This window comes from Achromobacter pulmonis (assembly GCF_021733725.1).
GTDB lineage: Bacteria > Pseudomonadota > Gammaproteobacteria > Burkholderiales > Burkholderiaceae_B > Achromobacter > Achromobacter pulmonis.
Genome location: NZ_JAIFOT010000001.1, coordinates 3,243,614 through 3,266,366, shown reverse-complemented (window position 1 = coordinate 3,266,366; position 22,753 = coordinate 3,243,614). Strand labels below are relative to the sequence as shown.

Genomic DNA, 22,753 nt, shown 5'->3' with positions numbered 1-22,753 from the left:
GCTCTGAACGAGCGTTCGAGGGAGACGCTGGGCTACGAGACCCCAGCACAACGACTTCACCAATCCGTTGCAACGACCGGTTGAATTCGCCCTGCGATCCCCTATCGGAGTGGTGGGTCAGAGAGCCGCCGTTGCCAGGCTGACGGGCATACAAGGCCTGCTCAAGGGCATCGAGCACGAAGTCCGTCGTCATGGATTTGTTCACGCGCCGACCGACGATGCGCCGGGCGTAGACGTCGGTGACGAAGGCCACGTACAGCCAGCCCTGCCAGGTCGAGACGTAGGTGAAGTCCGAGACCCACAACTGGTTTGGCCGATTGGCCCGGAACTGCCGGTTGACCCGATCCAGCGGACGGCTCGCTGCATCGTCAGCGATGGTAGTTCGCAGTCGCTTGCCACGCCGCACACCTTGCAGCCCCTGAACTCGCATCAGGCGTTCGACCGTGCAGCGAGCCACCGCCACGCCTTCACGGTTCAGTTGCCGCCAGACCTTGTCGGCACCGTAGACTCGATGGTTCTCCTGCCAGACCCGCTGCACTTGCGGCATGAGTCGCTCGTCACGCCGCGCACGGTCGCTGCGCCGCGCCGGATCGCGCAGCCGCGCGGCATGGCGCCGATAGGCCGACGAGGCAACCTGCAACACCTTGCAGATCGGCTCGATCCCGTAAACCTCCCGGTGCCGGTCGATGTAGGTGTTTACGACTTCAGTTTGCGGTCGAGCTCCGCCAGCGCGAAATAAGCGCTGGCGGTGCGCAGGATGTCGTTGGAGCGGCGCAGCTCTCGGTTCTCCCGCTCCAACTCCTGGATGCGTTCTCGCTCGCTGGTGGTGACGCCTTCGCGCTGTCCGCTGTCGACTTCGTGGCGCTTGACCAAGGTCAGCGTCTGCGCCGAGCAACCGATCTTGGACGCGATGGACTCGACCGCCACCCACAGCGACGGGTACTCGCTGCGCGACTCCTGCACCAGGCGCACCGCGCGCTCGCGCACTTCAGGGGAAAACTTGTTCGCGTTGTTTTTGCTCATGGCTCGCATTCTCTCAAGAGTTGGAGCCTCCGCGAACCCGGGGCGATTCATGTGGGCAATCAATCCCCACATGAGCGACCTTGCGCGCCGGGTCAGAGAACTAGGAGTCTGGGCGGCAGAAGATCTTTAGCGGGTTAATGACTGCAAGTAGGACTGCGCGACGACATGTGCGCCGTCCGATGACAGGTGAAGCGGTAGCTGCGCTCAAGATGGCGGTGTCTCGCGGCCTGCCAAGTCCCCTGAGAGAGGCGCAGCGGGCCTTCAACCTGTTTGCATCGTGGCCGTTCGCCGCAGATTCAGCGCCAGGCAGACGAGTTTCCACTCGGCTTGCACCCGATGCAGGCCGCGCATGCTGAACTGTCGGAAGCCCAGGACGTTCTTGATCCATCCATTGGGTGGTTCGGCTAGCCACTTGCGCCGTCTGTAGGCGGCACGCATCTCCTCGGTGTCCATCTTGGCCGCCATTGCCGCCGTGCGGGGCAAACCTGCCGGATCGATGGCGGCGTGCTTCTTGCCTTCGCGCACGAGCACCACGATCAACTCGGTGTGGTCGGTCAGTTCCTCAAATACGGCTCGCTGCGATAGCCGGCATCGGCCAGCGTCTGCGCGGGATACGCCCCGACGTTCTCCTTCACGGCGCGCAGCATCCTGGGGAGTTCGCCCACATCGGCGGCGCAGTTGCCAAGTTCGGCCGCGACGATGATGTGGGCGGTATCGTCGACGGCAGTTTGCCCGTTGCAAGCCGGATCGAAGCCGCCGCCAGCGCGCAGCATGATGCGGCTGTCGGGATCGGTGAAGTTGTCTTGCGCCTTGTCTTTGGGCACCCCGAACGGCTGCTTGTAGCGGCCACCTTTGGGCTTGCCGTCCTTGCCGCGCGGCTTCTGGTCGTCGTCCTTACTGCGCCCGCGGGCGCGGTCGGCTTCGCGCTGGCGCTGCTCCAGCCGGGCGCGCGCCGCGGCAATGGCATCGAGCCGGTCTTGCCGTCTGGCAATCTCGGCCGGGATGTCCAGTTCGGGCTCGCTCTTCTCGGCCTCGTCGGCGGCGCGCGCCTTGTCGAGCTAGGCCTCGATCTGCGCCTTCAATTCGGCCTCGGCCTTGAGCATATGGCCGTAACTCATCGCTTTGTGGCGGCTCGCATTGGCCTTGACCTTGGTGCCGTCGACCGCGATTGTGCCCGGCTTGACCAGACCCATCTCGCACGCCCGACGCACGACCTGCACGAACAACTCGCCGAGTTCCTTCAGGTGGAAGGCACGGAAGTCGCGGATCGTGCGGTGCGCGGGGAAGTTGCGCGCAGCCAGTACCCGAAACGCGATATCCTCGTGCAGCTTCCTGGCAATCTTGCGCGAGCTAAATACGCACGTGGCGTAGCCGTAGATCAGCACCTTGACCATCATCGCCGGGTGGAACGGTTGGTTGCGCGGGCCATCCTTGTCGTAACGCGCGTGAAAGGCGCTCAGATCGAGCCCGTCTACCGTATCGCTGATGAAGTGCGCCAAGTGCCCTTCGGGCAACCATTCCTGCAGCGCTTCGGGCAGCAGCATCAACTGCTGTGGGTCATAGGGGAGATAGTTGGCAGCCATTTTTTGTTTATATCAGATCGGTGCTTCTGCCGCCCAGACTCCTAGCTGAATGACAGGATGCCAAAAATTTCGTGGACTTCGCAATCGGCTGCTAATCCAGCCACACAATGACGCCCCAAGCGCAACCCGATTTCGCGCCCTATTGGGCATACTTTCATGCGTGCTTTCGCGATGTGCGGATCCCTCGGCCGACCAATGTTGTCTGTATAAGCCGAGGCGCAAAAGCCAGTACCTGAATGTGCACTACCACTATGAAAATTGAGACATTGGTGATCTGCGGTATCGCAGAACTTGAACAGAACAAGTACGAGGGCGTGTCCCACGTCCTCTCATTGCTGGATCCGGGCACACCTGTTGTCGCCGCTGTAGCGAGCTTGGCTGTCAAGGCGCATAAGACGTTATGGTTTCACGACATTCTGTCCCCAGAGCCCGGCAAGACAATGCCCTCCCCGGCGGACTTGGCGAAGATTCTCGCGTTCGCTGAACTTGCACGTGCGGAAATGGCAAGCACCCCCGCGCGGATGCTTATCCATTGCCACCAGGCGATATCCCGATCCACCGCAGCGATGCTCGCGATTCTCGACGCCAGTCAACCAGAACTGCAAGACGAGGATCGACTGTTCGCGCAGCTACGGGCCATTCGCCCTCGCGCGTGGCCGAATTCCACGATGGTGGGATGGATCGATGATCTTTCCGGGCGAGCGGGGCGGCTGTCTTCAGCGCTTGCGCGACACTACGCCTACCAGTTGCATCATCTTCCTTCTCTGGGCCGGTTACTGGAGAGCGTGGGTCGAGGCGTAGAGGTCGACTTAGGAAGACGGACGCCTTATCAGTCGCCTCCTCACGCCTGAGTCTGCTAGCTAAGTGCGAAGTTCAGGCGAGGCTCCGACTTTTCCTGCAATGCCTTCGGCGTGACGCCGGGCGCCAGCTCTTTTACAACCAGCCCTTCTTCGCTGATGTCCATCACCGCCAGATCGGAGATGATTCTGTGCACCACGCCACGACCGGTCAGTGGTAATGAGCACTGATCCAGGATCTTCATCGCGCCGTCACGCGTGTTGTGTTCCATGAGCACGATGACGCGGCGTGCGCCGCCAACAAGGTCCATGGCGCCGCCCATGCCTTTGACCATCTTGCCGGGGATCATCCAGTTTGCAAGGTCTCCCTTCGCGCTGACCTGCATGGCTCCCAAGATCGTAAGATCCATATGGCCGCCCCGGATCATGGCGAACGACATGGAAGACGAACAAATGGATGCGCCGGGCGCTGTCGTCACAGTCTGCTTGGCCGCGTCGATAAGATCGGGGTCTATTTCGTTCTCATAAGGGGGCGGTCCGATGCCGATTAGTCCGTTTTCAGATTGCAGCCATACCTGCATGCCGTCAGGCACGTATTGCACCACTTTCGTGGGCAAACCAATTCCCAGATTCACATAGTCGCCGTCGTGCAGTTCCTGTGCGGCGCGCGCTGCCATTTGGTCATGAGTCCAAGCCATCGCAAATTCTCCTTACTGCGGCCGTGAACGGAAACTCTTGCGCTCGATGCGCTTTTCCGGATTGGGTACGACGACGATCCGATCGACGAAGATTCCTGGCAGATGCACATCGTCAGGGTCAATCTCGCCCTCTTCCACCAGTTCTTCCACTTCGGCGATCGTCACCGCTCCCGCCATTGCCACGTCGGGATTGAAGTTTCGCGCAGTGCGTGCAAAGACAAGGTTACCCGCTCGATCGGCACGCTTGGCTTTCACCAGCGAGACATCCGGCCGGAGCGCCAACTCCATGATGAAAGTCTGGCCCCCGAACTGCCTCGTCTCTTTGCCTTCCTCGACGACAGTGCCGACGCCGGTCCTGGTGAAGAACGCGGGAATGCCTGCACCGCCCGCGCGCAACCGTTCCGCAAGCGTCCCTTGCGGATTGAACTCAAGCTCCAGTTCCCCGCTCAGGTACTGTCTTTCGAACTCTTTGTTCTCGCCAACGTATGACGCGATCATACGCTTGACCTGCCGCGACTGCAGGAGCAGCCCCAATCCGAAGTCGTCGACACCGGCGTTGTTACTGATGCAGGTCAGATTCCCGACGCCGCTGTCACGCATCCCTTCTATCAACGCTGAAGGAATACCGCAAAGGCCGAAACCTCCGACAGCTATCGTTTGGCCGTTTGTGATGACCCCTTCCAGGGCACCGGCCACATCTCCATATATCTTTCTCATTCTCTAACCGAAGTAAATGGGGTTGAGTGGGTGGTAACCCCCCAGATACTAGGGATTCGACGAAGTCGGGACAATGGATTTGCCGCAACCTTATTGTGCAATTCCGCACAGCAATCAAGCGAGCGGGTGGAACAGCTCCGGTTGCGATTCGACCTGCTCACGAATAAATCGCCAAGCAAATTGATAGCGGTTGATCCGCAGCAGATCTTCGGGCGCCGCGATCCATAAGCTGCGCGTAATCAGCGGCCTATCGGGGAAAATGCTGACGAGGTCGCCGCTCTTCACGTTTGCAACATAAGGCGTAAGCAGCACAAGCCCCAGCCCCGCCGCCGCGGCCGAGCGCTGCGCAAGCACGCTGTTCGAGCTGAAACATCGATTCGGTTCGAGGACAAGTTCTTCAAGCACGCGATAGCGCTCACTGACCGACCCATCGTGGATGTAGTCCACGAAATCGTGTTGAGCGACGTCGCTGAGTTCACTTATTGGAGGATGGGCGTCCCGGTAGGCGGGAGAGCAATAAAGGAAATAGTCGATCTGCGCCAGCTTCGCGACCTTGTATCGCCCCATCTGCGGCGGATCAAGCGTGACCAGGACCTCGACTTCCCTGGTCACCAGACTGGGGAATTGGGGTTGGGCCATTAGTTCGATGCGTAGCCCGGGATGCTTCTGGCGCAACTGCGCCATCCCCGGGGCAAGCACGTGGATGCCAAACGCTTCCGGTGTTCCAACGCGCACATTGCCTTTGATGAAGTCGGCCGCCTCCAGGCTTTCTTCCACAGCGGCAAGCAGCGCGCTTTCCATTTTTTCCGCGTGGGGAATCAGCGCATGGCCAGCATCGGTCAGCGAATAGCCGCTACGGCGTCTGTCGAACAAGACCACGCGCAAGGTCGCTTCCAGCCGGTCGATCCGCCGCGAGACAGTGGAGTGCTCGATCCCGAGCTTCTCCCCTGCATCGGAGATCGTGCCCAGCCGTGCGACAGCCAGAAAAACTTTGAGGTCGTTCCATTCGGGGTGCGTATCCATGGCTCATTGTGCATCAGCGCACACTAAGGGTGCAACGGTGGTCTTTGATAAAGCAAATGCGGATCGCACAATTGCGCCAGCAGTTACGCAGAAAGGCGCGCGTCATATCGGCGCAGAAGAACGCGGACGGCCGACAAACGGCCGCCCAATCACGTACCTGAAGTTGGAGTCGAGGATGAAAGAAAACCTTCGTTATCAGAACTACACGGCGATTGAATTCGACCGTCCGCTTGACCTCGTTCTGCGCCTGACGCTGAACAACCCCGAACGCATGAACTCCTTGGATTCCCGGGGGCACGCCGAACTGGCGGAGGTTTGGCGCGAGATCGACACCGATCCCGAGGTCAGCGCCGTGATCATCCGCGGAGCCGGACGTGCATTCTCGGCTGGCGGTGATTTCCGCATGCTCGAAGAGATCAACGACGACTTCAAGGCCAGGGCCCGTGTCTGGCGAGAAGCCCGAGACCTGGTCTACAACATCATCAACTGTTCCAAACCTATCGTCTCCGCCATTCATGGCCCGGCGGTTGGCGCGGGTCTGGTGGCGGCCCTGCTGGCCGACATCTCGATTGCAGCGAAATCGGCCCGTATTGTGGACGGCCACACCAAGCTGGGCGTCGCCGCAGGCGACCATGCGGCCATCATCTGGCCCTTGCTTTGCGGTATGGCCAAGGCCAAGTACCACCTGATGTTGTGCGAACCGGTGAGCGGCGCGCAAGCCGAAGCGCTGGGTCTCGTGTCGTTGTGCGTCGAGGACGACGCGCTTCAAGACAAGGCCCTCGAGATCGCCGGGAAGCTCGCAGCAGGCGCGCCGGGCGCGATGCGGTGGACCAAGTATGCCCTCAACAACTGGCTGCGTCAGGCCGGGCCCATTTTCGATACCTCGCTGGCGCTGGAGTTCATGGGCTTCGGAAGCCCCGAGGCGCGGGAGGGAGTGAGCGCATTGCAAGAGCGCCGTGCTCCCCGGTTCGACCTGGACCTCGGTGTCTAGGCGGAGCAGCGCTCGTGAAATCCATCAAGACAGTCGCCTTCATCGGCGCCGGCAACATGGGTGCGCCAATGGCGCGCTGCGTTCGGCGTGGAGGTTTCGACCTCATCATCTGCGATCGCAGTGCCGCCGTACGCGAGAGCTTTGCCCGGGAAGGCGTCGCCACAACTTCTGAAGTGAGGGACTGCGCGGCGGCGGATGCGATCATTGTGCTGCTCGCCAATGACGCTCAAATTACAAACGCCCTGCTTGGCGACGGCGGACTGATCCACGCCATTCCCAGCGGCCACCAACCCATCGTGAGCATGATGAGCACCACGCTGCCCGCTACCCTGCGCACACTGGAGGCGCCGCTCGCGGCAGCCGGTGCACGCCTGCTCGACGCGCCGGTGAGCGGCGGCGTCGTGGGCGCACAAGAAGGAACGCTCACAATCATGCTGGGCGGCGCCGCATCCGACGCCGAGCTGGCCAGGCCATTGATGCAGGCTATGGGTAGCCGAATTTTCCACTGCGGCGCATTGGGATCTGCGCAGGTAGCCAAAATCATCAACAACATGATCTGCGTGGCGAACATCTATTTGACCGCAGAAGCCATCGAATTGGCTCAGGCGCATGGCGTTTCACTTGAGAGCTTCGCGCCCATCCTGGACGTCAGTACCGGAAGGAACTTTCTGACTGCGGACGCGGCCCTGGGCCGCGCGCAATTCCGCGCGTGGTCGCCGACGGAAGACGCCTACCCGGAAATCCACCGAATCGTCGCGAAGGATCTGCACCTGGCCTTGGCACTGAGCGAGCAGGCCGGCATTGCACCCGGGCTGCTCAAGCAGGTGTCGAGCTACGTGGACAACCACGGCGCCAACGAAGCCACGCGCTGGAGCAGCGCCGGACGTACACCTCAATCGGGCTAAAGACATACCGGGAGTCCGGTAAAAGCCGGCACGCGCCGGGAACCACTATACCTATCAATACGGAGAAGACAAGATGAAGAACCTCAACAGCGTTCTTACGGCTGTGACTTTGGCGACGGCGTCGCTCACGTCCGGCGCCGCATTCGGACAGGACACCAAGACCTTGATATTGGGCGTATCCGCGCCGATGTCAGGCGCCGCTGCAACGTGGGGGCTGGGACAGGAATGGACCGCCAAGCAGGCTGCCAAGGAAATCAATGACGCTGGTGGCGTGAAGATCAGTGGCACAACCTACAGATTTGAAGTTCGTGCCTACGACAACAAATACAACGCCGCGGAAGGGACCAAGGTTGCGCAGAACATCGTGAATCGCGACAAGTCTCGATATGTAGTTGGCAGCATTGGCACAGCGCCGATTCTCGCGTTGCAGTCGCTGACCGAGCGGAACCAGGTCATTCTGTTCACCTCGGCCTGGGGCAAGACCGTCAAGGGACCGACCAAGCCCTACACCTTGACCCAATCGACCACACCGTTCGAAATCCTGGAACCCCTGTATGCCTACGTGAAAACCAAACACGGTTCCATCAAGACGGTAGCCATGCTCAATCCCAACGACGCGACGGGCAAGGAAACCGAACCGGTCGCCCAGAAGGCATGGGAAAAGCTTGGCGTGAAGGTGGTGTCAGTCAACTGGTACGAACGCGGCACCACGCAGTTCCAGCCCATTGCGCAAAAACTCGCGGCGGTTAAGCCGGACGTGATCGACCTGGGCGTTGCTCCCCCGGCCGATGCAGGCGTGCTTTTCCGCGAATTGGCCGTACTCGGCTGGGACGGCGTCAAGGTTCAGCCGGTGGGCACGGGCGCGGCGCAGCTCGTGGACATTGGCGGCAAGGCGGCTGACGGGGTGTACATGGGCTTTTCGGGCGATTACGCCGGACAGCAGGCGACCAGCAAGCAACGTGAGCTCAACGAAGGCATGAAAAAGGCCGTCGGGGAATCGCTCAACCCGCTGCAGCTCGCACCCTACGACTCCGTCTATGCCCTCAAGGCGGGCATGGAAGCTGCGCAAAGCATCGAACCAGCCGAGATCCTGAAGGTCATGCCCAAGATCGTCTTTGACACGTCGTACGGCAAAACGGCGTTCGGTGGCGAGGCGACCTACGGTTCGCCTCAGCAGATGCTCATCCCGGTCATGATCACGCAAATTCAAGACGGCAAGCTCGTAGAAGTTGAGCGCGTGGTGCCGGAAGAGCTGCAAATGCGCCTGGCGCAAGGCAAGTAATCAGAACGCTGGACGGCGATCAGTCGGGGGAGACAAGTTGGACGTTTACATGCAATTAATCATGAACAGTATGCAGATCGCCGCGGCGTACATCCTGTTCTCGTTGGGCTTGACGCTGATCTTCGGCGTCATGCGAATCGTCAACTTCGCACACGGAGAGTTCTTTACGCTGCCGCTGCTGGTGATGGGAGGGACGGTCCCATTCCTGATCAGCGAGCAGTTGCCGCTCTTTGCGTCCTATGCGCTGAGCGGTGTGCTTGGGATCGCCTTGACGCTGCTATTGGGGGGTGTGATCTATAAGTTCGCCCTGCAGCGGTTCCAGCGCGACATGACCGGCTCCTTTGTGGTTTCGGTCGGCCTCTCGCTACTGCTGCAAGGCATATTCCTCGAATCCTTCGGCGGCGTTCCCAACAAGCTCCCCGCGCTGGTCGAAGGGACGGTGAACATCATGGGCGCCTACATCACCATCCAGCGCCTGATCATTACCTGCTGCGCCTTGCTGGTGGCCGCTCTCATGTGCTGGACCATCGCGTCCAGCCGGCTGGGAAAGGCACTGCGCGCGGTGTCGGAAGACCATGAGGCTGCGATGCTGCAGGGCATCCCGTACCGACGGATCGCCCTGGCCGGCTTTTTCATCGCGACCTCGCTCGCGGCGATCGCTGCAGTACTGCTATCGCCCGTGACCGTTTCCAGCCCGACCATCGGCAGCGACTATCTCATCCGGGGTTTCATCGCGATCGTCATCGGCGGGCTGGGCAGCATACCCGGCGCAATCCTGGGCAGCCTCTTGATCGCCGTCATCGAAAGCCTGGGCGGCTACTACTTCGATCCCACCTGGGCCACGATCACGATGTTCGCCCTGACCATGTTTGTACTTCTCGTTCGTCCGAAGGGAATTCTCGGCAATGGCTAAATCGCTACTCACCCCTGCAATCGCCTCGGCCGGCCTGGTGGCCCTCGCCGCCAGCCTGCTTCAGGGCGGCGGCCTGGCCGCCAGCCTGGTCCTGTGGCTAGCCGTCAACGTGCTGATTACCGCCAGCTTCCGCTTTGTCACCCTGATCGGCGAACTGAACTTTGCGGTTGCCGGCTTTGTGGGCCTTGGCGCCTATATGGCTGGTGTTGGAAGCGTGTCTTTCAATTGGCCCTTCTTGCTCACCCTGGTGGCAAGCGCAGTGTTCGCCGGCCTCATCAGCCTTGTGTTCGGCTACATCACGCTGCGCGCCAAAGGCCCCTATTTCATGCTGATCAGCTTCGCTTTCACCGAAGTGATCCGCATGATCTACACCAAGACCGAAGCCATCGGAGGGAGTTCCGGCATGGTGGGTATTTTTCCGCCGACCTACCTGGACGGCTACTTGCCTGCCCTGGTCGTCGCCGTGGTACTCGCCCTGCTCTGGGCGCTCTGGTTCATCGAGAAATCCGATCTCGGCAAAGTCCTTGTCGCCATCCGCAATAACGACGCTATCGTCGAGACCGTCGGCATCAACGTGCATCTGACCAAGGTGCTGTGCCTGGGTGTTTCTTCGTTCGTGGCCGGCATTGCCGGTGCGCTGCTGGCTTACTCGAATAACGTCATCAGCCCTGGGGATTTTGGCTTCCTGCTTGCGGTATACGCACTGGCCTATCTGAAGGTGGGCGGCGAATCCCACATCCTGGGCGCGGTGGTCGGCGCCATCGTTCTGACGCTGCTCGGCCAGTTCGCCCTGAGCTTCGGTCCCTATGAGCACATTTTCTACGGAGCCGCCATCGTGATCTCGGTGCTGCTGATGCCGGGGGGCTTGATCGGCTTGGGCCGCCACTTCAACAAGCGCGCGCCTGGGCTGACTGCCGCGGCGAAGCCCCAAGCCTGAGGTCTTCATGGAAAATCAAGTACTACTTAAAGTCGATGGCCTGAGCCGCCGCTTTGGCGGCCTGGTGGCGGTCAAGGAGTTGAGCTTCGAAGTCCGCAAAGGAGAAATTCTGGGCCTCATCGGCCCCAATGGCGCCGGCAAAAGCACCACGTTCAACGTGGTAAGCGGCTACTACAAGCCGTCTGGCGGCAAGTTGACCTTCATGGGTCAGGACATTACCGGCCAGAGCGCCGCCCGGATTTCCCGGCAGGGCCTGGTCCGCACGTTCCAACACGACAGCATGCTGCGCGACATGACCGTCTACGACAACATCGTCGTCGGTACGTTCGCGACGATGCGCCATAAAGCTGAACGGGACGCACGCGTGCGAGAAACCGCGGCGCTTATGGGCCTGTCGGAAGTCCTGAACGAAGTTGCGGGGAACCTTTCGCACGGCCTGCAACGGCTCGTCAGCATCGCCATCGCTTTCGCCGCACGGCCAAGCCTGCTCTGCCTGGACGAACCGTTGACCGGTCTGAACCAGACCGAGGCATCGTCAGTGCTGGCGATCTTCCGCAGGATGCGCGAGGAGTACGGCGTTTCGATGCTGCTCGTGGAACACAACATGAAGGCGGTCATGGATATCTGCGATCGCATCGTGGTGCTGGACTATGGCGTGTTTCTAGCCACCGGCACCCCGGCCGAGATACAGCGGGATCCGCGCGTGATTTCGGCCTATCTGGGGAAGCGGCATGAACAATAACGAAAATGTGCTCGACGTCGAGCGACTGTCGGTGATGTATGGCATCGTGCCGGCGGTGATCGCGGCGAGCTTCACGGTGAAGCGGGGATCCATCTCCACCATCGTCGGTTCCAACGGCGCCGGCAAGTCGACCATCATGAAGGCCTTGACCGGCCTGGTCGCGCCCTCCTCCGGAAAGGTCTGCCTCTATGGAGAAGACATCACCGGCCTGGCTCCCGATGCCCTCGTCTCCAGAGGCCTCGTCCTGGTGCCCGAAGGGCGGCGGCTGTTCAAAGCCATGACGGTAGGGGAAAACCTCGAGCTGGGTGCGTATCGGGAGAAAAACAAGAGTGCCATTCAGCAAGGAATGGCAGACGTGCTGGAGCGCTTTCCCGCGTTGAAGACAAGGCTCAAATCGCCTGCTGGAAGCCTTAGCGGAGGTCAGCAGCAGATGGTTGCCGTGGGCCGCGCTCTGATGGCCAAGCCGCGACTGCTGTTGCTCGACGAACCCACGATCGGGCTTGCGCCCGCCATCGTCGACACCATCGCCCAGATCATCCAGGACATCGCGGCCGAAGGGGTGGATGTGATGCTTGTCGAACAAAACGCAGAGATGGCACTGGAGATTGCGACCCACGCCTTCATTCTTGAGCGCGGTGAGATTCAGCTGCAAGGCCTGGCTTCGGAGCTGGCCAGCAGTGAAGCGGTGCGCAAAGCCTATCTGGGCATTTGACCCCCACGCAAACCTCATCCACTCATCCGTTTTTTTTGCGAGGTATTTATGCACCGACTCGAAGGAAAAGTCGCCTTCATCACGGGCGGCGGCGCCGGTATCGGCCGTGCCAGCGCATTGCTGTTCGCCCAGGAAGGCGCCCAGGTCGTTATCGCCGAGCGAGACACCGCCGCAGGCGAACAAACCGCCGCGATCGTGGAAAAAACGACGGGCCGCCCTGCCCGCTTCATCCACACCGACGTCACCGAGCCCGATAGCCTGGAGGCGGCCGTCAAACGGACCCTGGCGGAGTTCGGACGATTCGACGTGCTGTACAACAACGCCGGAGGCTCCACCGTGCGCGACAGCCGCGTGACGGACGCCCCGGTTGACGAGTTCTGGTCCAAGATGAAACTCGACCTGTTTGGGACCTGGTTGGGATGCCGCTACGGCATCCAGGCCATGATGGACGCGGGCAACGGCGGTTCCGTCATCAACAGCACGTCTATCTTTGCTTTGATCGGGACGCACGGCAAAGACGCCTATACGGCCGCCAAAGGCGCAGTCAGCGCGCTGACCCGGTCGATGGCCGTGGAATATGCCCAATACCGAATTCGCGTGAACGCCGTGGCTCCCGGAGCGACAGCGACAGAGCGCGTGCTCAATCTACTGAAAGACGATGGCGTCACCAGCAAGTCGCTCGACGGCCAACTTTTTGGCCTGGTGCAGCCGGAAGATATCGCCCACGCCGCGCTGTATCTGGCATCCGACGAGTCCCGTTCCACGACCGGCCACATCCTCGCCGTCGACGGTGGGTTGACCATTTCCTGAGCGATAGGAGCCACCGTGTTTCGACATATTGTCATGCTCAGCTTCAACGCCCCGCTCATCTGCAAGGACCACGAAGACATCCTCGGCATGTGCCAGACCATCAAGAACGAAATCCCGGGCATCCTGGACCTGCGCTTTGCCACCAATGCGTCGGATCGCGCCCATTCCTACACCCACGCGTTCGTGGCAGACTTCGTGGACGCGGCGGCTCATGACCATTACCAACAGGCCCCCGCCCACGTGCCGCTGAAGCATAAGGTCGCGACGCTAAGCCGGCAGCTCATCGTGCTGGACTACGAAGCCTGATCCTCCGCCACGACACGACAATCCGAAACGAGGAACCTCATGCGGGACACCAAACTGTCTACACCGTTCAAACTGCGCGGCGTCGAGCTGCCCAATCGGGTACTCATCTCGCCGATGAGCCAGTACTCCGCCATCGATGGGCTGGTCCAGGACTGGCACCGGTTCCATACCGCCGGCCTGGCCCGTGGCGGGCCGGGCAGCGCAATGATTGAAGTCGCGGCTGTCACCCGCGATGGCAGGGGAACCCTTGGCGACCTGGGAATCTGGAGCGATGAGCAGATCCCCGGACTTGCGGAACTCGCACGCATCATGACCACGCACGGCGTGGTGCCGTCGATTCAGATCGGTCATGCCGGTCGCAAGGCAAGCACGGGCAAGCCCTGGGAAGGCAATCGGCCGTTGGCACTGTCCTCGGAAGATCAGGCCTGGGAGACTACGGCGCCCTCTTCCGTGCCGGTACAGGAAGGCTGGCCCGTGCCTCGGGCACTCGACGCCGAGGAACTGGACGAGATCGTCGCCAGCTTCCGCGCGGCGACGACTCGCGCGGTCAGCGCGGGATACCGGTTGGTCGAAATCCACGCCGCGCACGGCTACCTGCTCCACAGCTTTCTCTCCCCGGTCACCAACAAGCGGAAGGACCAATTTGGCGGCTCGCTCGAGAACCGGATGCGCTTCCCCCTGCAGGTAGCGGCCGCCGTGCGGGACGCCCTGCCCTCCGACATTCCGCTATCCGTTCGGATTTCGGCCGTCGACGGTATCGAGGGCGGGTGGCATCTGGCCGATAGCATCGTGTTTTCGCGCGAATTGAAAGCACTGGGGGTTGACCTGATCGACTGCTCGTCCGGCGGAATTCAAGCGCCTGCCACGGCGGGGCAAGGTCCGCAGGCTGTCAAGCGCGGGCCGGGGTTCCAGGTCCCGTTTGCGCAGGCCGTCAAGCAGGAGGCCGACATCGGGACGATCGCCGTGGGGTTGATCGTTGATCCCGAGCAGGCCGAAGCGATTCTGGTTGAGGAAAAAGCGGATTTGGTGGCTGTGGGGCGGGAGGCCCTTCTCAACCCGAATTGGCCCCTGCACGCCCGCTTGGCTTTGCAGGCCGATCCAGAGTTTCTGGCTTGGCCAGAGCAATACGGCTGGTGGCTAAAGCGTCGGCCGAAGGTCTTTTAGGGAGCGTTCTGCGGTTAAAGCAAGCCCCATATCATGGGGCTTGCCTGTAGAATCGAGTCTAATTTCATTTTGATGACTCGATGAATACATCCGCTGATTCGTACTCCGAAAAGCCAGGCATTCGGCAAGTCCGGGTGCTGTCGCGCGGGCTGACCATTCTCACGGCGTTCGAACCGAACAATGACTGGTTAAGCAACTCCGAAATCGCGGCGCTCACCGGTCTTCCCAAGCCGACAGTATCCCGCCTCACGGCCAATCTGCTCGAAGCAGAGTACCTGCAGTATTCGGCCCAGCGAGCCGCCTATCGCCTAGGCGCAACCGTGCTTGCACTTGGGTTCATCGCGGCCTCGCACCGGGATTTTGTCATGCTAGCGCGGCCGCTGATGCAGCAGTTCGCCGACCAACATCAGGTCTCAGTCGTGCTCGCCTCGCCTGATGCCAGCAGCATGGTCTGTAACGAGGTTGCTCATAGCCGAGACATGATTTTCACCTTGCGGGTGCGCGCCGGTTCGCGCCTTCGCATTGACCGCTCGGCTCTGGGCAGGGCACTGGTCGGCGCAATGGGCGATGCCGAACGCACGGCATTCCTCGAAAAGCTCGGCACGGCTGACCCGCAAGCTTGGGAGCTCTTGAGCCGCGAAGTGCCGGCCGCCATTTCTCAAATGGCGAGCGACGGCTATTGCATCGCGGCCGGTACCCTTGAGGCCGGCACCAACGGCGCCGCCGTGGTTGTCGACACGCCAGAAGGTCCGCACACCTATGCGCTGGGTTGCGCCGCGCCTTCGAATTCTCTGGAATTGCCGCGACTGAAGCAGGAGGTGATCCCCGACCTGCTCGCCCTCAAAACCCGGCTTGAAGCTGAACTCAGCAGTATGCAGGCAGAATAATCATGGTACGGACTCGCCAATTGACACCAGGCACGCCGCGCGACGACGGGCAAGTGGATTCGTTACGCCGGGGACTGGAGGTGCTGCGCCTGTTCGACCTGCGCCATCGCAAACTAACGCTGGCGGACATCGCCCGCAAGCTCGATCTGTCCCGCCCGACAACCGAAAAGCTCGTCCAGACGTTGCAGGCCCAACATTTTCTCCAGGCCACGGGAGACAGCTACGAACCCCATGTCGCCTGCTTGGCGCTGGGCCGGGCTGCCAAGAAAGGTCTGGCGATAGGCCAGGCAGCCAGGCCGCTTATGCGCAAGCTGTCGCAGCGCTTCGGCGTCCATGTCACCCTGAGCACGCGGGATAGACTGCATATGCTGGTCGTCGAGCACTGTGTTCCTGCTGGCCGGGTACAGCTGGGGCTGACCAGCGGCGCCCGTTTTCCGATGGCGGTCTCGGCCTCCGGTCGCGCCTACCTGTGGGGACGGCCGAAGGAACAACGCGATGAATTGCTCCGCATGATCGAGGCTGACGCGCCCTCCGGCGTGTCACGACCGCTCGACGACGTCTACGCCGCATTCCGAGAGCTGGAGAAGACGGGCTGGTGCTACCTGGCCGCGCCCGTGGCCACGCACACCGCCTCCATCGCCACTCCGGTAAAGGTGGGTTCGGAGTTCGCCCTTGCCGCGATGGCCGTAAGCGTAGATGTGACGGAAGCGGTACTACGAGGCCAAGTCGCAACGTTGTTGCTGACCATCGCTGAACGCATCACGCTCGCCGCCGAAGACGAGGATTAACGCGTTTGCGCTAGGGTATCAACTACGTCGCGCACTGCTCGCAGATGATCTTCGGAAGCGTGTGCGATCGCTTGAAAGGCGGCCACCACGTCCAGATGGGTGGCCAGTGTGTGTAGTTCGGCGTCCCGCAGCAGGCGCTTGTGCATGCGCAACGCCGCAGAGGGATGGCGCGCAATCTTCCGCGCCAATTGCGCGGCGCGCTGGGGCAGCCCATCGTCCGGCGCCACATCCGACACGAGACCGATCCGTAGCGCCTCCTGGGCATCGATGGGCTCCGCGGTGAAAGCCAGCTCCATGGCCTTGGAACGGCCAACGAGCCGCGGCAACATCCAGGCTCCACCATCGCCAGCCACGATGCCAAGGCGGGCGAAGCTGACTGAAAAGCGCGCGCTCTCTGCGGCGATCCGGATATCGCAAAAACACGCAAGATCGCAACCCGCACCGTAGGCCGCGCCATTCACTGCGGCAATAGTCGGAACATCCGCTTCGGCCAGCGCTGCTGGCAACTGGTGCACGGTTTCGCGGTAGCGCGCTTGCACCTGGGCAACGTCCCCGGCGGAAAACCCCTCTCGTTCCGCCATCTGCCGCAGATCTCCGCCCGCGCAAAACGCCCTCCCCGCTCCCGTGATGAGCAGGACACGAACCGCCGGATCCGCATTGGCCCGGCGCACGTGCCCAGCCAGTTCAAGGAACTGCGGACCATCAGAGAAGCGATTGAGTGTGTCGGGATGGTTTAACGTGAGCGTGACGACGCCATCATCGTCGTCGCGCCGGACAAAAGCCGAAGCGTCGCCCATCATCACGCCCCGACCCAACGCGGAGCCCTTTTTTCGGCGAAGGCCCGAGGCCCCTCGATGGCGTCGGCGCTGGAATAAACGCGCTCATGGTACCGGCAGGCCGCATCCAGACCGCGCTCGCAACCCAGATCCATCGCTGCCCCGATACTTTTCTTGGCGGCCCAGACCGTAAGCGGCGCGTTGCCTGCGATGGTGCGCGCAATAGCCTGGGCCCGCTCGCGCACGGCATCGGGCGCGGCCTCAACATAGTTCACGAAACCTAATTGGTAAAAGCGCTCGATGGGATGCATCTCTCCGGTAAGCATGAGTTCCATCATGAAGGGCTGCGGAAGCATCCACAGCATGGGCACTCCCCAGGGCGACCCGCGCCCCACCTTGGCCTCGGAGATGCCGCCGAGGGTCCCCTGCAAGCCGATCCGGATATCGCTGTTTGCGGCCAAGACCATACCCCCGGCGGTGAAATGGCCCGTCATGGCGGCGATGATCGGTTTGGGAACCTGGCGCATGCGTTGGTGGAAGGGATCCCGCAACATCTGCAGCATGTCCTTGCCGGTTTCGGCGCGCACCTGGGCGGCCTCCTTAAGATCCATGCCGGCAGAGAAGACGCCGCAGTCGGCGGAGGTCAGGATCACCACGCGCACGGCGTCGTCGCGCTCGACCTCGTCCCACAGGTCCAGCAGGCGCTCGCAGATAGCGATGGACAACGCGTTGCGCTGAGCGGGGCGGTCTATGCAGATCGTGGCGATGCCGTCTTGCACGGAGTACAGAACAGGGGCGTCGGTTTTATTCATGATGCAGGGCGACTCGATAATCAGGAAAATCAAGGAAGTACATGCCGCGCGCGAACGGCGCGCGGCCCGATACTCATTCAGGCTTGATGCCTGCGGCCTGGGTCAACTTGCCGTAGTGCGCACTCTCCTCGGCAATGTATTTTCCGAACGCCTGCGGCGCCATCGGCGGCAACAATTCATAGCCTGTGCCATCGATCTGCTTACGTACCTCCGGCTGCTCAAGCGCGCCGGTGATTTCCCGGTTGAGCTTGTCAATGATCTCAGGCGGCGTTCCCTTTGGCGCGAATAATCCGTTCCAGTTTCCGATCTCGAAGCCTGGCAACGCCTCCTTCATAGCGGGCACGTCAGGAAGTTTGTCCGACCGGGCCGGGGTGATTGCCAAGGGCTTGAGCTTGCCCGAGGTCATGTAGGCCAGGCCGGTCGAAAAATCGATGAACATCATTTGCGTCTGCCCACCCAACAGTTCGGACACGGCCTGGCCATAAGCCTTGTAAGGAATCTCCGAGATATCGGTATGCGTCATCGCACGAAACGTACTGCCGGTGATGCGCGTGGTGCTGTTGGCGTAGGGAAACGAGAGCTTGCCCGGATTGGCTTTCGCATAGGCGATGAGTTCCGCCACGGAACTGACCGGCACGGACGGATTGACGACCAACGCATGCGGCACGCCACCGACGATGGCGACTGGCGCGAAATCCTTCAGACCGTCATAAGACACGTTCTTGAAGAAATACTTGTTCGCTACCTGAGTAGTGTTAGTGCCGAACAGCAAGGTATAGCCATCCGGCTGTGCGCGGGCCACATACTCGCTGCCGATCATACCGGTGGCGCCCGGACGATTCTGCACAATCAGCGGCTGCCCCAATCGCTTGGAAAGCGAGTCAGACAGCACACGGGCCACTGCATCGGTAGGACTGCCCGCAGCAAACGGAACAACGATCGTAATAGGTTTCTCGGGAAAGGCGGAGGCAGGCGCCGCCACTGCGCCCTGGGCGCACACAATTAACGCTAGCAATCCGGAAAGCAGGGAAAATTTCATTGATGTCTCCTTGAGTGAAACGGGGCCGTCTACGCGTCCCACGTGTGAAAAATTTGTGGTGCTTCGAGCTACGGGCGGGTCTTGACCATACGCAGGGGGTTATAGGTAAGCACCACCTCCCCTCGCTGGTTGATCACCCGATTTGAGGTCCGCACCAAGCCGCGCTCCGCCTTGCTAGTCCCCCGGGCTTCGACCACTTCGCACTCGACATGGATGGTGTCGCCTGCGTTCGTGGGCCGGTGGACTTTGATATCCGCCTCCATGAACGCCATGCCGGTGCGCTGCATCGTGCTCTGCATCAGCAGCCCTTCGGCCATGCAGAAAACAAGCGAACCAGGAGCCGGACGCGAGCCGATGATGGATTGCGACGCGACATAGTCCAGATTGGTGAACATTTCCTCCACCATGCCCACTGTACCGATGAACAAGGTGATGTCGGCCTCCGTAATCGTCCGGCCCAAGGTGCGAAAACCGTAGCCGGGCTCGACGTCGTCCCAGTAAAAGCCCAGGCCCAGCACCTCCAGCCCGTTCTCGTCCACGTTGATCGATCTGCGCATTCTGTCTCCTCCTGGTTGTCTACTTATCTTGATGTTCGGTCAGAGCACGCCGGCGGCACGCAACTGCGCCAACTGCTCCGCTGCAATCCCCAGCGATTGCAGTACCTCTTCGTTATGTTGGCCGAGCGCTGGCGGCGCGCCGGCGGGATCAAGTGGGGTTTCTGAAAATCGGATGGGATTTCGCACGGTCGGAACCTGCCCGTAAAGCGGATGCTCCAGTTCCGCGTGCATGCCACGCGCCACTACGTGCTCGTCGGCAAAGACCTGATCCATGCCATTGATGGGTCCGCCAGGGACCTGCGCTCGTTCCAGCAGCTCCATCCAGTCGGCCAGCCGGCGCGAACGAGTGACGGGGATCAGCCAGGTATCCAGTTCGGCCCGGTTGTGCACGCGGTCGGCGATAGTGGCGAAGCGCGAATCCGTGCCAACCTCAGGCTGGCCGACAGCCCGGCACAGGCGGCGGAACTGAGCGTCGTTGCCGACCGCGAGCACCAGATGCCCATCGGCCGCCGGATAGACCGCATAGGGCGCGATATTGGGGTGGCCACTTCCCATGCGCTGGGGGACGCGCCCGCTGACCAGATAGTTCATAGACTGGTTCACCAGCGAACCCACCATGCAGTCCAGCAGGCTGATGTCGATGTGCTGGCCGCCATGGCCGCGATCACGATGCTGCAGGGCGGCAAGAATGGCAGTAGTGGCGTACATGCCCGCCAAAAGATCGGCCACCGCGACACCAGCCCGCTGCGGGCCCCCGCCGGGTAGGTCGTCGCGTTCGCCCGTCACGCTCATCAGACCCCCCATACCCTGTATCAGATAGTCGTAGCCCGCGCGGTCCTTGTAGGGGCCCGATTGCCCAAAACCCGTCACGGAGCAGTACACCAGATGAGGATTGATCTCGCGCAGCGAGGCGTAGTCCAGCCCATATCGCTTTAATGCTCCGACCTTGTAGTTCTCCACGAAGACATCGGCGCGGCTCGCAAGCTCACGCAAGATCTCCTGGCCGCGGGGGTTCGAAAAGTCGATGGCAAGGGACTTTTTTCCGCGGTTGCAGCTCATGAAATAGGCGGCGTCGCCGTTCTCGCCGGTCTGCCGATCTTTGAGAAAGGGCGGCCCCATCTGCCGGGTGTCGTCTCCGACTCCCGGCTTCTCCACTTTGATGACTTCAGCACCCAGATCGGCCAGGTTCTGCGTGGCCCAGGGGCCGGCCAGGATCCGGGAGAGGTCCAGCACACGGATATGGCTTAATGGTTTCTGCATGATGATCTCAGTACTAGCGGCTGTTGCCAGCCTGAAACTTCGGTTCGTCGATTTGCCTTGTCCCAGCGCCCGCCATGGCGTCGTCCTGGACGATGTCGGCAATGAGTTCGCCCTCGCGCACGCTGTCGCCGACTCCGTAGCGCAGATTTGCTACAGTCCCCTCGACATCGGCAACGATCGAATATTCCATCTTCATGGCCTCGATCACAGCGAGGACGTCGCCGTGGGTCACCCGGTCTCCCGGTTGCACTGCCACGGCTGCGATGACGCCGGACATTGGCGCCGTAGCCCCGCTGGCGTCCTGAGCGCCGGCGTCGCCCTCGCTGAGAAGCGGTCGCACCGAGTAATGGTCGCCCGCAACCTGCAGATGCCACCCTTCGGCCGCGACGCAGGCGTCCCAGCGCCACCTGCCCACCACGCCGCCCAGACCGGACGCATCGCGCGACACGTTCCAGATTTTCTGGTCGTCGCCCGCGCGCACATCGGTCCGAACCACGGCATGAAGCGCCACCGATTCCGGCTCGGCATCCAGCAGGAAACGCACGCGCCCCAAGGGCGCGCCAGCGTCCAGGAACACCCGGTCCATCGCGCCGCAAACCGCGCCGGCATGCCAGGGCGAGGTGGCCACGAACTGCACGGGCAAGGGCAGCGCGGCGCAGACTGCTGCGGCAGCCAGACGGCTGCATGGCGTTTGCAGCGATTTATGCTCGTCCAGGTAGCGGGTGTGCACGCGCCCGCCCAATACGCCCGGGTCGTCGAGCAGGCGCAGCAGGTAGCCGAGGTTGCTGGCGACACCTAGCAAGGCAGTCTGGCCCAGGCCCGACTTCAAAGCGGCAAGCGCGGCCGAACGGTCGGCAGCACTCGCGATGATCTTGGCAACCATCGGGTCATAGAAAGGCGGAACGTCGCCCGATACATCCAGCGCGGCATCCACACGCAGGGCAGATGGCCAGCGAGCGTGCACCACGGCACCGGGCGAAGGACGAAAGTCCTGAGCCGGGTCTTCCGCGTAGATTCTCGCTTCGATGGCATGCCCGTGGCAGGCGATTTCGGATTGCGCCAGGGGCAGGGACTGGCCCGCCGCCACGCGCAACTGCCATTCAACGAGGTCCAAGCCGGTAATCGCCTCGGTGACCGGATGCTCTACCTGCAGGCGGGTGTTCACCTCCAGGAAGTAGCAGTTGAAGTCCCGGTCCATGATGAACTCGAAGGTGCCGGCGTTGCGATAGTCCAGGCTGCGGGCGCCCTGCACGGCAGCCTCCAGCAGACGTTGACGGGCGCGCTCTGGAAGGTGCGGTGCGGGCGCCTCCTCCACGACCTTTTGATGTCGACGCTGCAACGAGCATTCCCGCTCGAACAGGTGCACCACGTTTCCGCGGCCATCGCCGAACACCTGCACCTCAATATGGCGTGGTTCCTCGATGTACCGCTCTACAATCATCCGGCCGTCGCCAAAGCTGCTGCGCGCGAGGCGGATGGCCGACTCAATAATCCCTGGCAGGTCCTCGTAGTGGGTAATGATCTGCATGCCCTTGCCCCCGCCGCCGGCGGAGGGTTTGAGCAGGATAGGCAGTTCAATTGCCCGCGCCAATGCTGCTAAGGTGGCGGGGTTGTCGCTGGCCTCGTCGGTGCCCGGCACGACCGGCACCCCTGCCGCGCGCATCAGCGCCTTCGCCCTCGCCTTGTCTCCCAACGCCGCGATCGTGCCGGGCGACGGACCGATGAACGCCATGCCTGCTGACTCCACGCTTGCCGCGAACTCACTGTTTTCGGAGAGAAAGCCGTAGCCCGGATGCACCGCCTCGCAACCGGTATCGCGCGCTGCCTGGAGCAGTTTCCCAGCATTCAAGTAGCTGTCTGCGGCTGCCCCCGTACCCAGGCAGACGGTTTGGATGGCGCCGCGCAGATGCGCCGCACCAACATCAGCAATGGAATGCACTGCAACGTATTCGATGCCCAGCCTTTGGCAGGTGAGCGCGATGCGGCGGGCGATCTCGCCCCGGTTTGCGATAAGGATTCTCTTAAACATGG

General features: G+C 61.8%; 24 protein-coding genes, 1 pseudogene and 1 other annotated feature. Of the genes and pseudogenes, 13 read left to right on the top strand and 12 right to left on the bottom strand.

The window, feature by feature from the left end; translation table 11 throughout:
- Position 1: 1 nt before the first annotated feature.
- From K2W61_RS15105 to K2W61_RS27805, 3 genes and pseudogenes are all read right to left on the bottom strand, one after another.
- Positions 2-1,032: pseudogene (locus K2W61_RS15105) on the bottom strand (IS3 family transposase); the annotation flags it as partial.
- Positions 626-742: a sequence feature (AL1L pseudoknot), on the bottom strand. Its footprint overlaps the pseudogene before it by 117 nt.
- A gap of 252 nt (positions 1,033-1,284) precedes the next feature.
- On the bottom strand, positions 1,285-1,764 hold the full coding sequence (locus K2W61_RS27810) for a transposase (RefSeq protein WP_336885395.1): 480 nt from the start codon (positions 1,762-1,764) through the stop codon (positions 1,285-1,287).
- A 317-nt stretch (positions 1,765-2,081) separates the two neighbouring features.
- Entirely contained in the window at positions 2,082-2,606 is a 525-nt protein-coding gene (locus K2W61_RS27805) for a transposase (RefSeq protein ID WP_336885394.1), read from the bottom strand.
- 251 nt (positions 2,607-2,857) lie between these two features.
- On the opposite strand from K2W61_RS27805, the gene K2W61_RS15095 reads away from it, so the two are divergent.
- The gene (locus tag K2W61_RS15095) at positions 2,858-3,457 is read left to right on the top strand and encodes a tyrosine phosphatase family protein (protein ID WP_236755970.1); all 600 of its coding nucleotides are present in this window, start codon (positions 2,858-2,860) and stop codon (positions 3,455-3,457) included.
- A gap of 5 nt (positions 3,458-3,462) precedes the next feature.
- On the opposite strand, the gene K2W61_RS15090 is transcribed toward K2W61_RS15095, so the two are convergent.
- From K2W61_RS15090 to K2W61_RS15080, 3 genes are all read right to left on the bottom strand, one after another.
- Complete coding sequence (locus K2W61_RS15090) at positions 3,463-4,101, bottom strand: CoA transferase subunit B (protein WP_236755969.1); 639 nt, start codon at positions 4,099-4,101, stop codon at positions 3,463-3,465.
- Positions 4,102-4,113: 12 nt separating this feature from the next.
- Positions 4,114-4,818 carry a CoA transferase subunit A gene (locus tag K2W61_RS15085; protein ID WP_236755968.1) on the bottom strand — a complete coding sequence of 235 codons (705 nt, stop codon included), beginning with the start codon at positions 4,816-4,818 and terminating at the stop codon, positions 4,114-4,116.
- A gap of 114 nt (positions 4,819-4,932) precedes the next feature.
- A complete protein-coding gene (locus tag K2W61_RS15080) occupies positions 4,933-5,841 on the bottom strand; it encodes a LysR family transcriptional regulator (protein ID WP_236755967.1) in 909 nt (302 codons plus the stop codon).
- A gap of 175 nt (positions 5,842-6,016) precedes the next feature.
- Between K2W61_RS15080 and K2W61_RS15075 the strand changes: the two genes are divergently transcribed.
- The 12 genes from K2W61_RS15075 (at position 6,017) to K2W61_RS15020 (ending at position 16,278) form a co-directional block, all read left to right on the top strand.
- A complete protein-coding gene (locus tag K2W61_RS15075) occupies positions 6,017-6,832 on the top strand; it encodes an enoyl-CoA hydratase/isomerase family protein (protein WP_236755966.1) in 816 nt (271 codons plus the stop codon).
- 14 nt (positions 6,833-6,846) lie between these two features.
- Positions 6,847-7,737, top strand: coding sequence for an NAD(P)-dependent oxidoreductase (locus tag K2W61_RS27800; RefSeq protein WP_236755965.1), 891 nt, complete (start codon positions 6,847-6,849; stop codon positions 7,735-7,737).
- 73 nt (positions 7,738-7,810) lie between these two features.
- On the top strand, positions 7,811-9,019 hold the full coding sequence (locus tag K2W61_RS15065) for an ABC transporter substrate-binding protein (protein ID WP_236755964.1): 1,209 nt from the start codon (positions 7,811-7,813) through the stop codon (positions 9,017-9,019).
- Between the two features lie 49 nt (positions 9,020-9,068).
- Positions 9,069-9,932 (top strand): branched-chain amino acid ABC transporter permease, encoded by an 864-nt coding sequence (locus K2W61_RS15060; RefSeq protein WP_236755962.1) that lies wholly within the window; start codon positions 9,069-9,071, stop codon positions 9,930-9,932.
- Positions 9,925-10,869, top strand: a complete 945-nt coding sequence (locus K2W61_RS15055; protein WP_236755961.1) for a branched-chain amino acid ABC transporter permease — start codon at positions 9,925-9,927, stop codon at positions 10,867-10,869. The genes K2W61_RS15060 and K2W61_RS15055 overlap by 8 nt, the downstream gene beginning before the upstream one ends.
- Before the next feature lie 7 nt (positions 10,870-10,876).
- Positions 10,877-11,611, top strand: coding sequence for an ABC transporter ATP-binding protein (locus K2W61_RS15050; RefSeq protein ID WP_236755960.1), 735 nt, complete (start codon positions 10,877-10,879; stop codon positions 11,609-11,611).
- On the top strand, positions 11,601-12,323 hold the full coding sequence (locus tag K2W61_RS15045) for an ABC transporter ATP-binding protein (RefSeq protein WP_236755959.1): 723 nt from the start codon (positions 11,601-11,603) through the stop codon (positions 12,321-12,323). The genes K2W61_RS15050 and K2W61_RS15045 overlap by 11 nt, the downstream gene beginning before the upstream one ends.
- Positions 12,324-12,371: 48 nt before the next feature.
- The gene (locus tag K2W61_RS15040) at positions 12,372-13,133 is read left to right on the top strand and encodes an SDR family NAD(P)-dependent oxidoreductase (protein ID WP_236755958.1); all 762 of its coding nucleotides are present in this window, start codon (positions 12,372-12,374) and stop codon (positions 13,131-13,133) included.
- A gap of 15 nt (positions 13,134-13,148) precedes the next feature.
- Positions 13,149-13,439 carry a Dabb family protein gene (locus tag K2W61_RS15035; RefSeq protein ID WP_236755957.1) on the top strand — a complete coding sequence of 97 codons (291 nt, stop codon included), beginning with the start codon at positions 13,149-13,151 and terminating at the stop codon, positions 13,437-13,439.
- Positions 13,440-13,478: 39 nt separating this feature from the next.
- Complete coding sequence (locus tag K2W61_RS15030; protein WP_236755956.1) at positions 13,479-14,603, top strand: NADH:flavin oxidoreductase/NADH oxidase; 1,125 nt, start codon at positions 13,479-13,481, stop codon at positions 14,601-14,603.
- 80 nt (positions 14,604-14,683) lie between these two features.
- The gene (locus K2W61_RS15025) at positions 14,684-15,490 is read left to right on the top strand and encodes an IclR family transcriptional regulator (protein WP_236755955.1); all 807 of its coding nucleotides are present in this window, start codon (positions 14,684-14,686) and stop codon (positions 15,488-15,490) included.
- A gap of 2 nt (positions 15,491-15,492) precedes the next feature.
- The gene (locus tag K2W61_RS15020) at positions 15,493-16,278 is read left to right on the top strand and encodes an IclR family transcriptional regulator (protein WP_236755954.1); all 786 of its coding nucleotides are present in this window, start codon (positions 15,493-15,495) and stop codon (positions 16,276-16,278) included.
- On the opposite strand, the gene K2W61_RS15015 is transcribed toward K2W61_RS15020, so the two are convergent.
- The 6 genes from K2W61_RS15015 to K2W61_RS14990 all read right to left on the bottom strand — a co-directional run bounded on the left by K2W61_RS15015 (position 16,275) and on the right by K2W61_RS14990 (position 22,751).
- On the bottom strand, positions 16,275-17,078 hold the full coding sequence (locus K2W61_RS15015; RefSeq protein ID WP_236755953.1) for an enoyl-CoA hydratase-related protein: 804 nt from the start codon (positions 17,076-17,078) through the stop codon (positions 16,275-16,277). The genes K2W61_RS15020 and K2W61_RS15015 overlap by 4 nt on opposite strands.
- Positions 17,078-17,866, bottom strand: coding sequence for an enoyl-CoA hydratase/isomerase family protein (locus tag K2W61_RS15010; protein WP_236755952.1), 789 nt, complete (start codon positions 17,864-17,866; stop codon positions 17,078-17,080). Before K2W61_RS15010 ends, K2W61_RS15015 begins: the two co-directional genes overlap by 1 nt.
- A gap of 73 nt (positions 17,867-17,939) precedes the next feature.
- Positions 17,940-18,905 carry a Bug family tripartite tricarboxylate transporter substrate binding protein gene (locus K2W61_RS15005; RefSeq protein ID WP_236755951.1) on the bottom strand — a complete coding sequence of 322 codons (966 nt, stop codon included), beginning with the start codon at positions 18,903-18,905 and terminating at the stop codon, positions 17,940-17,942.
- A gap of 68 nt (positions 18,906-18,973) precedes the next feature.
- Positions 18,974-19,462: an FAS1-like dehydratase domain-containing protein gene (locus tag K2W61_RS15000; RefSeq protein ID WP_236755949.1), complete on the bottom strand. Its 489-nt coding sequence runs from the start codon at positions 19,460-19,462 to the stop codon at positions 18,974-18,976.
- Positions 19,463-19,501: 39 nt separating this feature from the next.
- Positions 19,502-20,722 (bottom strand): CaiB/BaiF CoA transferase family protein, encoded by a 1,221-nt coding sequence (locus tag K2W61_RS14995; protein ID WP_272909299.1) that lies wholly within the window; start codon positions 20,720-20,722, stop codon positions 19,502-19,504.
- Positions 20,723-20,735: 13 nt separating this feature from the next.
- Complete coding sequence (locus tag K2W61_RS14990) at positions 20,736-22,751, bottom strand: acetyl/propionyl/methylcrotonyl-CoA carboxylase subunit alpha (protein ID WP_236755947.1); 2,016 nt, start codon at positions 22,749-22,751, stop codon at positions 20,736-20,738.
- Positions 22,752-22,753: the final 2 nt, after the last annotated feature.

Coding starts and splice junctions, on each gene's coding strand:
- K2W61_RS27805 (WP_336885394.1), bottom strand. CDS start 2,606: ATGGCTGCCAACTATCTCCCCTATGACCCACAGCAGTTGATGCTGCTG.
- K2W61_RS15095 (WP_236755970.1), top strand. CDS start 2,858: ATGAAAATTGAGACATTGGTGATCTGCGGTATCGCAGAACTTGAACAG.
- K2W61_RS15090 (WP_236755969.1), bottom strand. CDS start 4,101: ATGGCTTGGACTCATGACCAAATGGCAGCGCGCGCCGCACAGGAACTG.
- K2W61_RS15085 (WP_236755968.1), bottom strand. CDS start 4,818: ATGAGAAAGATATATGGAGATGTGGCCGGTGCCCTGGAAGGGGTCATC.
- K2W61_RS15080 (WP_236755967.1), bottom strand. CDS start 5,841: ATGGATACGCACCCCGAATGGAACGACCTCAAAGTTTTTCTGGCTGTC.
- K2W61_RS15075 (WP_236755966.1), top strand. CDS start 6,017: ATGAAAGAAAACCTTCGTTATCAGAACTACACGGCGATTGAATTCGAC.
- K2W61_RS15065 (WP_236755964.1), top strand. CDS start 7,811: ATGAAGAACCTCAACAGCGTTCTTACGGCTGTGACTTTGGCGACGGCG.
- K2W61_RS15060 (WP_236755962.1), top strand. CDS start 9,069: ATGCAATTAATCATGAACAGTATGCAGATCGCCGCGGCGTACATCCTG.
- K2W61_RS15055 (WP_236755961.1), top strand. CDS start 9,925: ATGGCTAAATCGCTACTCACCCCTGCAATCGCCTCGGCCGGCCTGGTG.
- K2W61_RS15050 (WP_236755960.1), top strand. CDS start 10,877: ATGGAAAATCAAGTACTACTTAAAGTCGATGGCCTGAGCCGCCGCTTT.
- K2W61_RS15045 (WP_236755959.1), top strand. CDS start 11,601: ATGAACAATAACGAAAATGTGCTCGACGTCGAGCGACTGTCGGTGATG.
- K2W61_RS15040 (WP_236755958.1), top strand. CDS start 12,372: ATGCACCGACTCGAAGGAAAAGTCGCCTTCATCACGGGCGGCGGCGCC.
- K2W61_RS15030 (WP_236755956.1), top strand. CDS start 13,479: ATGCGGGACACCAAACTGTCTACACCGTTCAAACTGCGCGGCGTCGAG.
- K2W61_RS15025 (WP_236755955.1), top strand. CDS start 14,684: ATGAATACATCCGCTGATTCGTACTCCGAAAAGCCAGGCATTCGGCAA.
- K2W61_RS15020 (WP_236755954.1), top strand. CDS start 15,493: ATGGTACGGACTCGCCAATTGACACCAGGCACGCCGCGCGACGACGGG.
- K2W61_RS15015 (WP_236755953.1), bottom strand. CDS start 17,078: ATGATGGGCGACGCTTCGGCTTTTGTCCGGCGCGACGACGATGATGGC.
- K2W61_RS15010 (WP_236755952.1), bottom strand. CDS start 17,866: ATGAATAAAACCGACGCCCCTGTTCTGTACTCCGTGCAAGACGGCATC.
- K2W61_RS15005 (WP_236755951.1), bottom strand. CDS start 18,905: ATGAAATTTTCCCTGCTTTCCGGATTGCTAGCGTTAATTGTGTGCGCC.
- K2W61_RS15000 (WP_236755949.1), bottom strand. CDS start 19,462: ATGCGCAGATCGATCAACGTGGACGAGAACGGGCTGGAGGTGCTGGGC.
- K2W61_RS14995 (WP_272909299.1), bottom strand. CDS start 20,722: ATGCAGAAACCATTAAGCCATATCCGTGTGCTGGACCTCTCCCGGATC.
- K2W61_RS14990 (WP_236755947.1), bottom strand. CDS start 22,751: ATGTTTAAGAGAATCCTTATCGCAAACCGGGGCGAGATCGCCCGCCGC.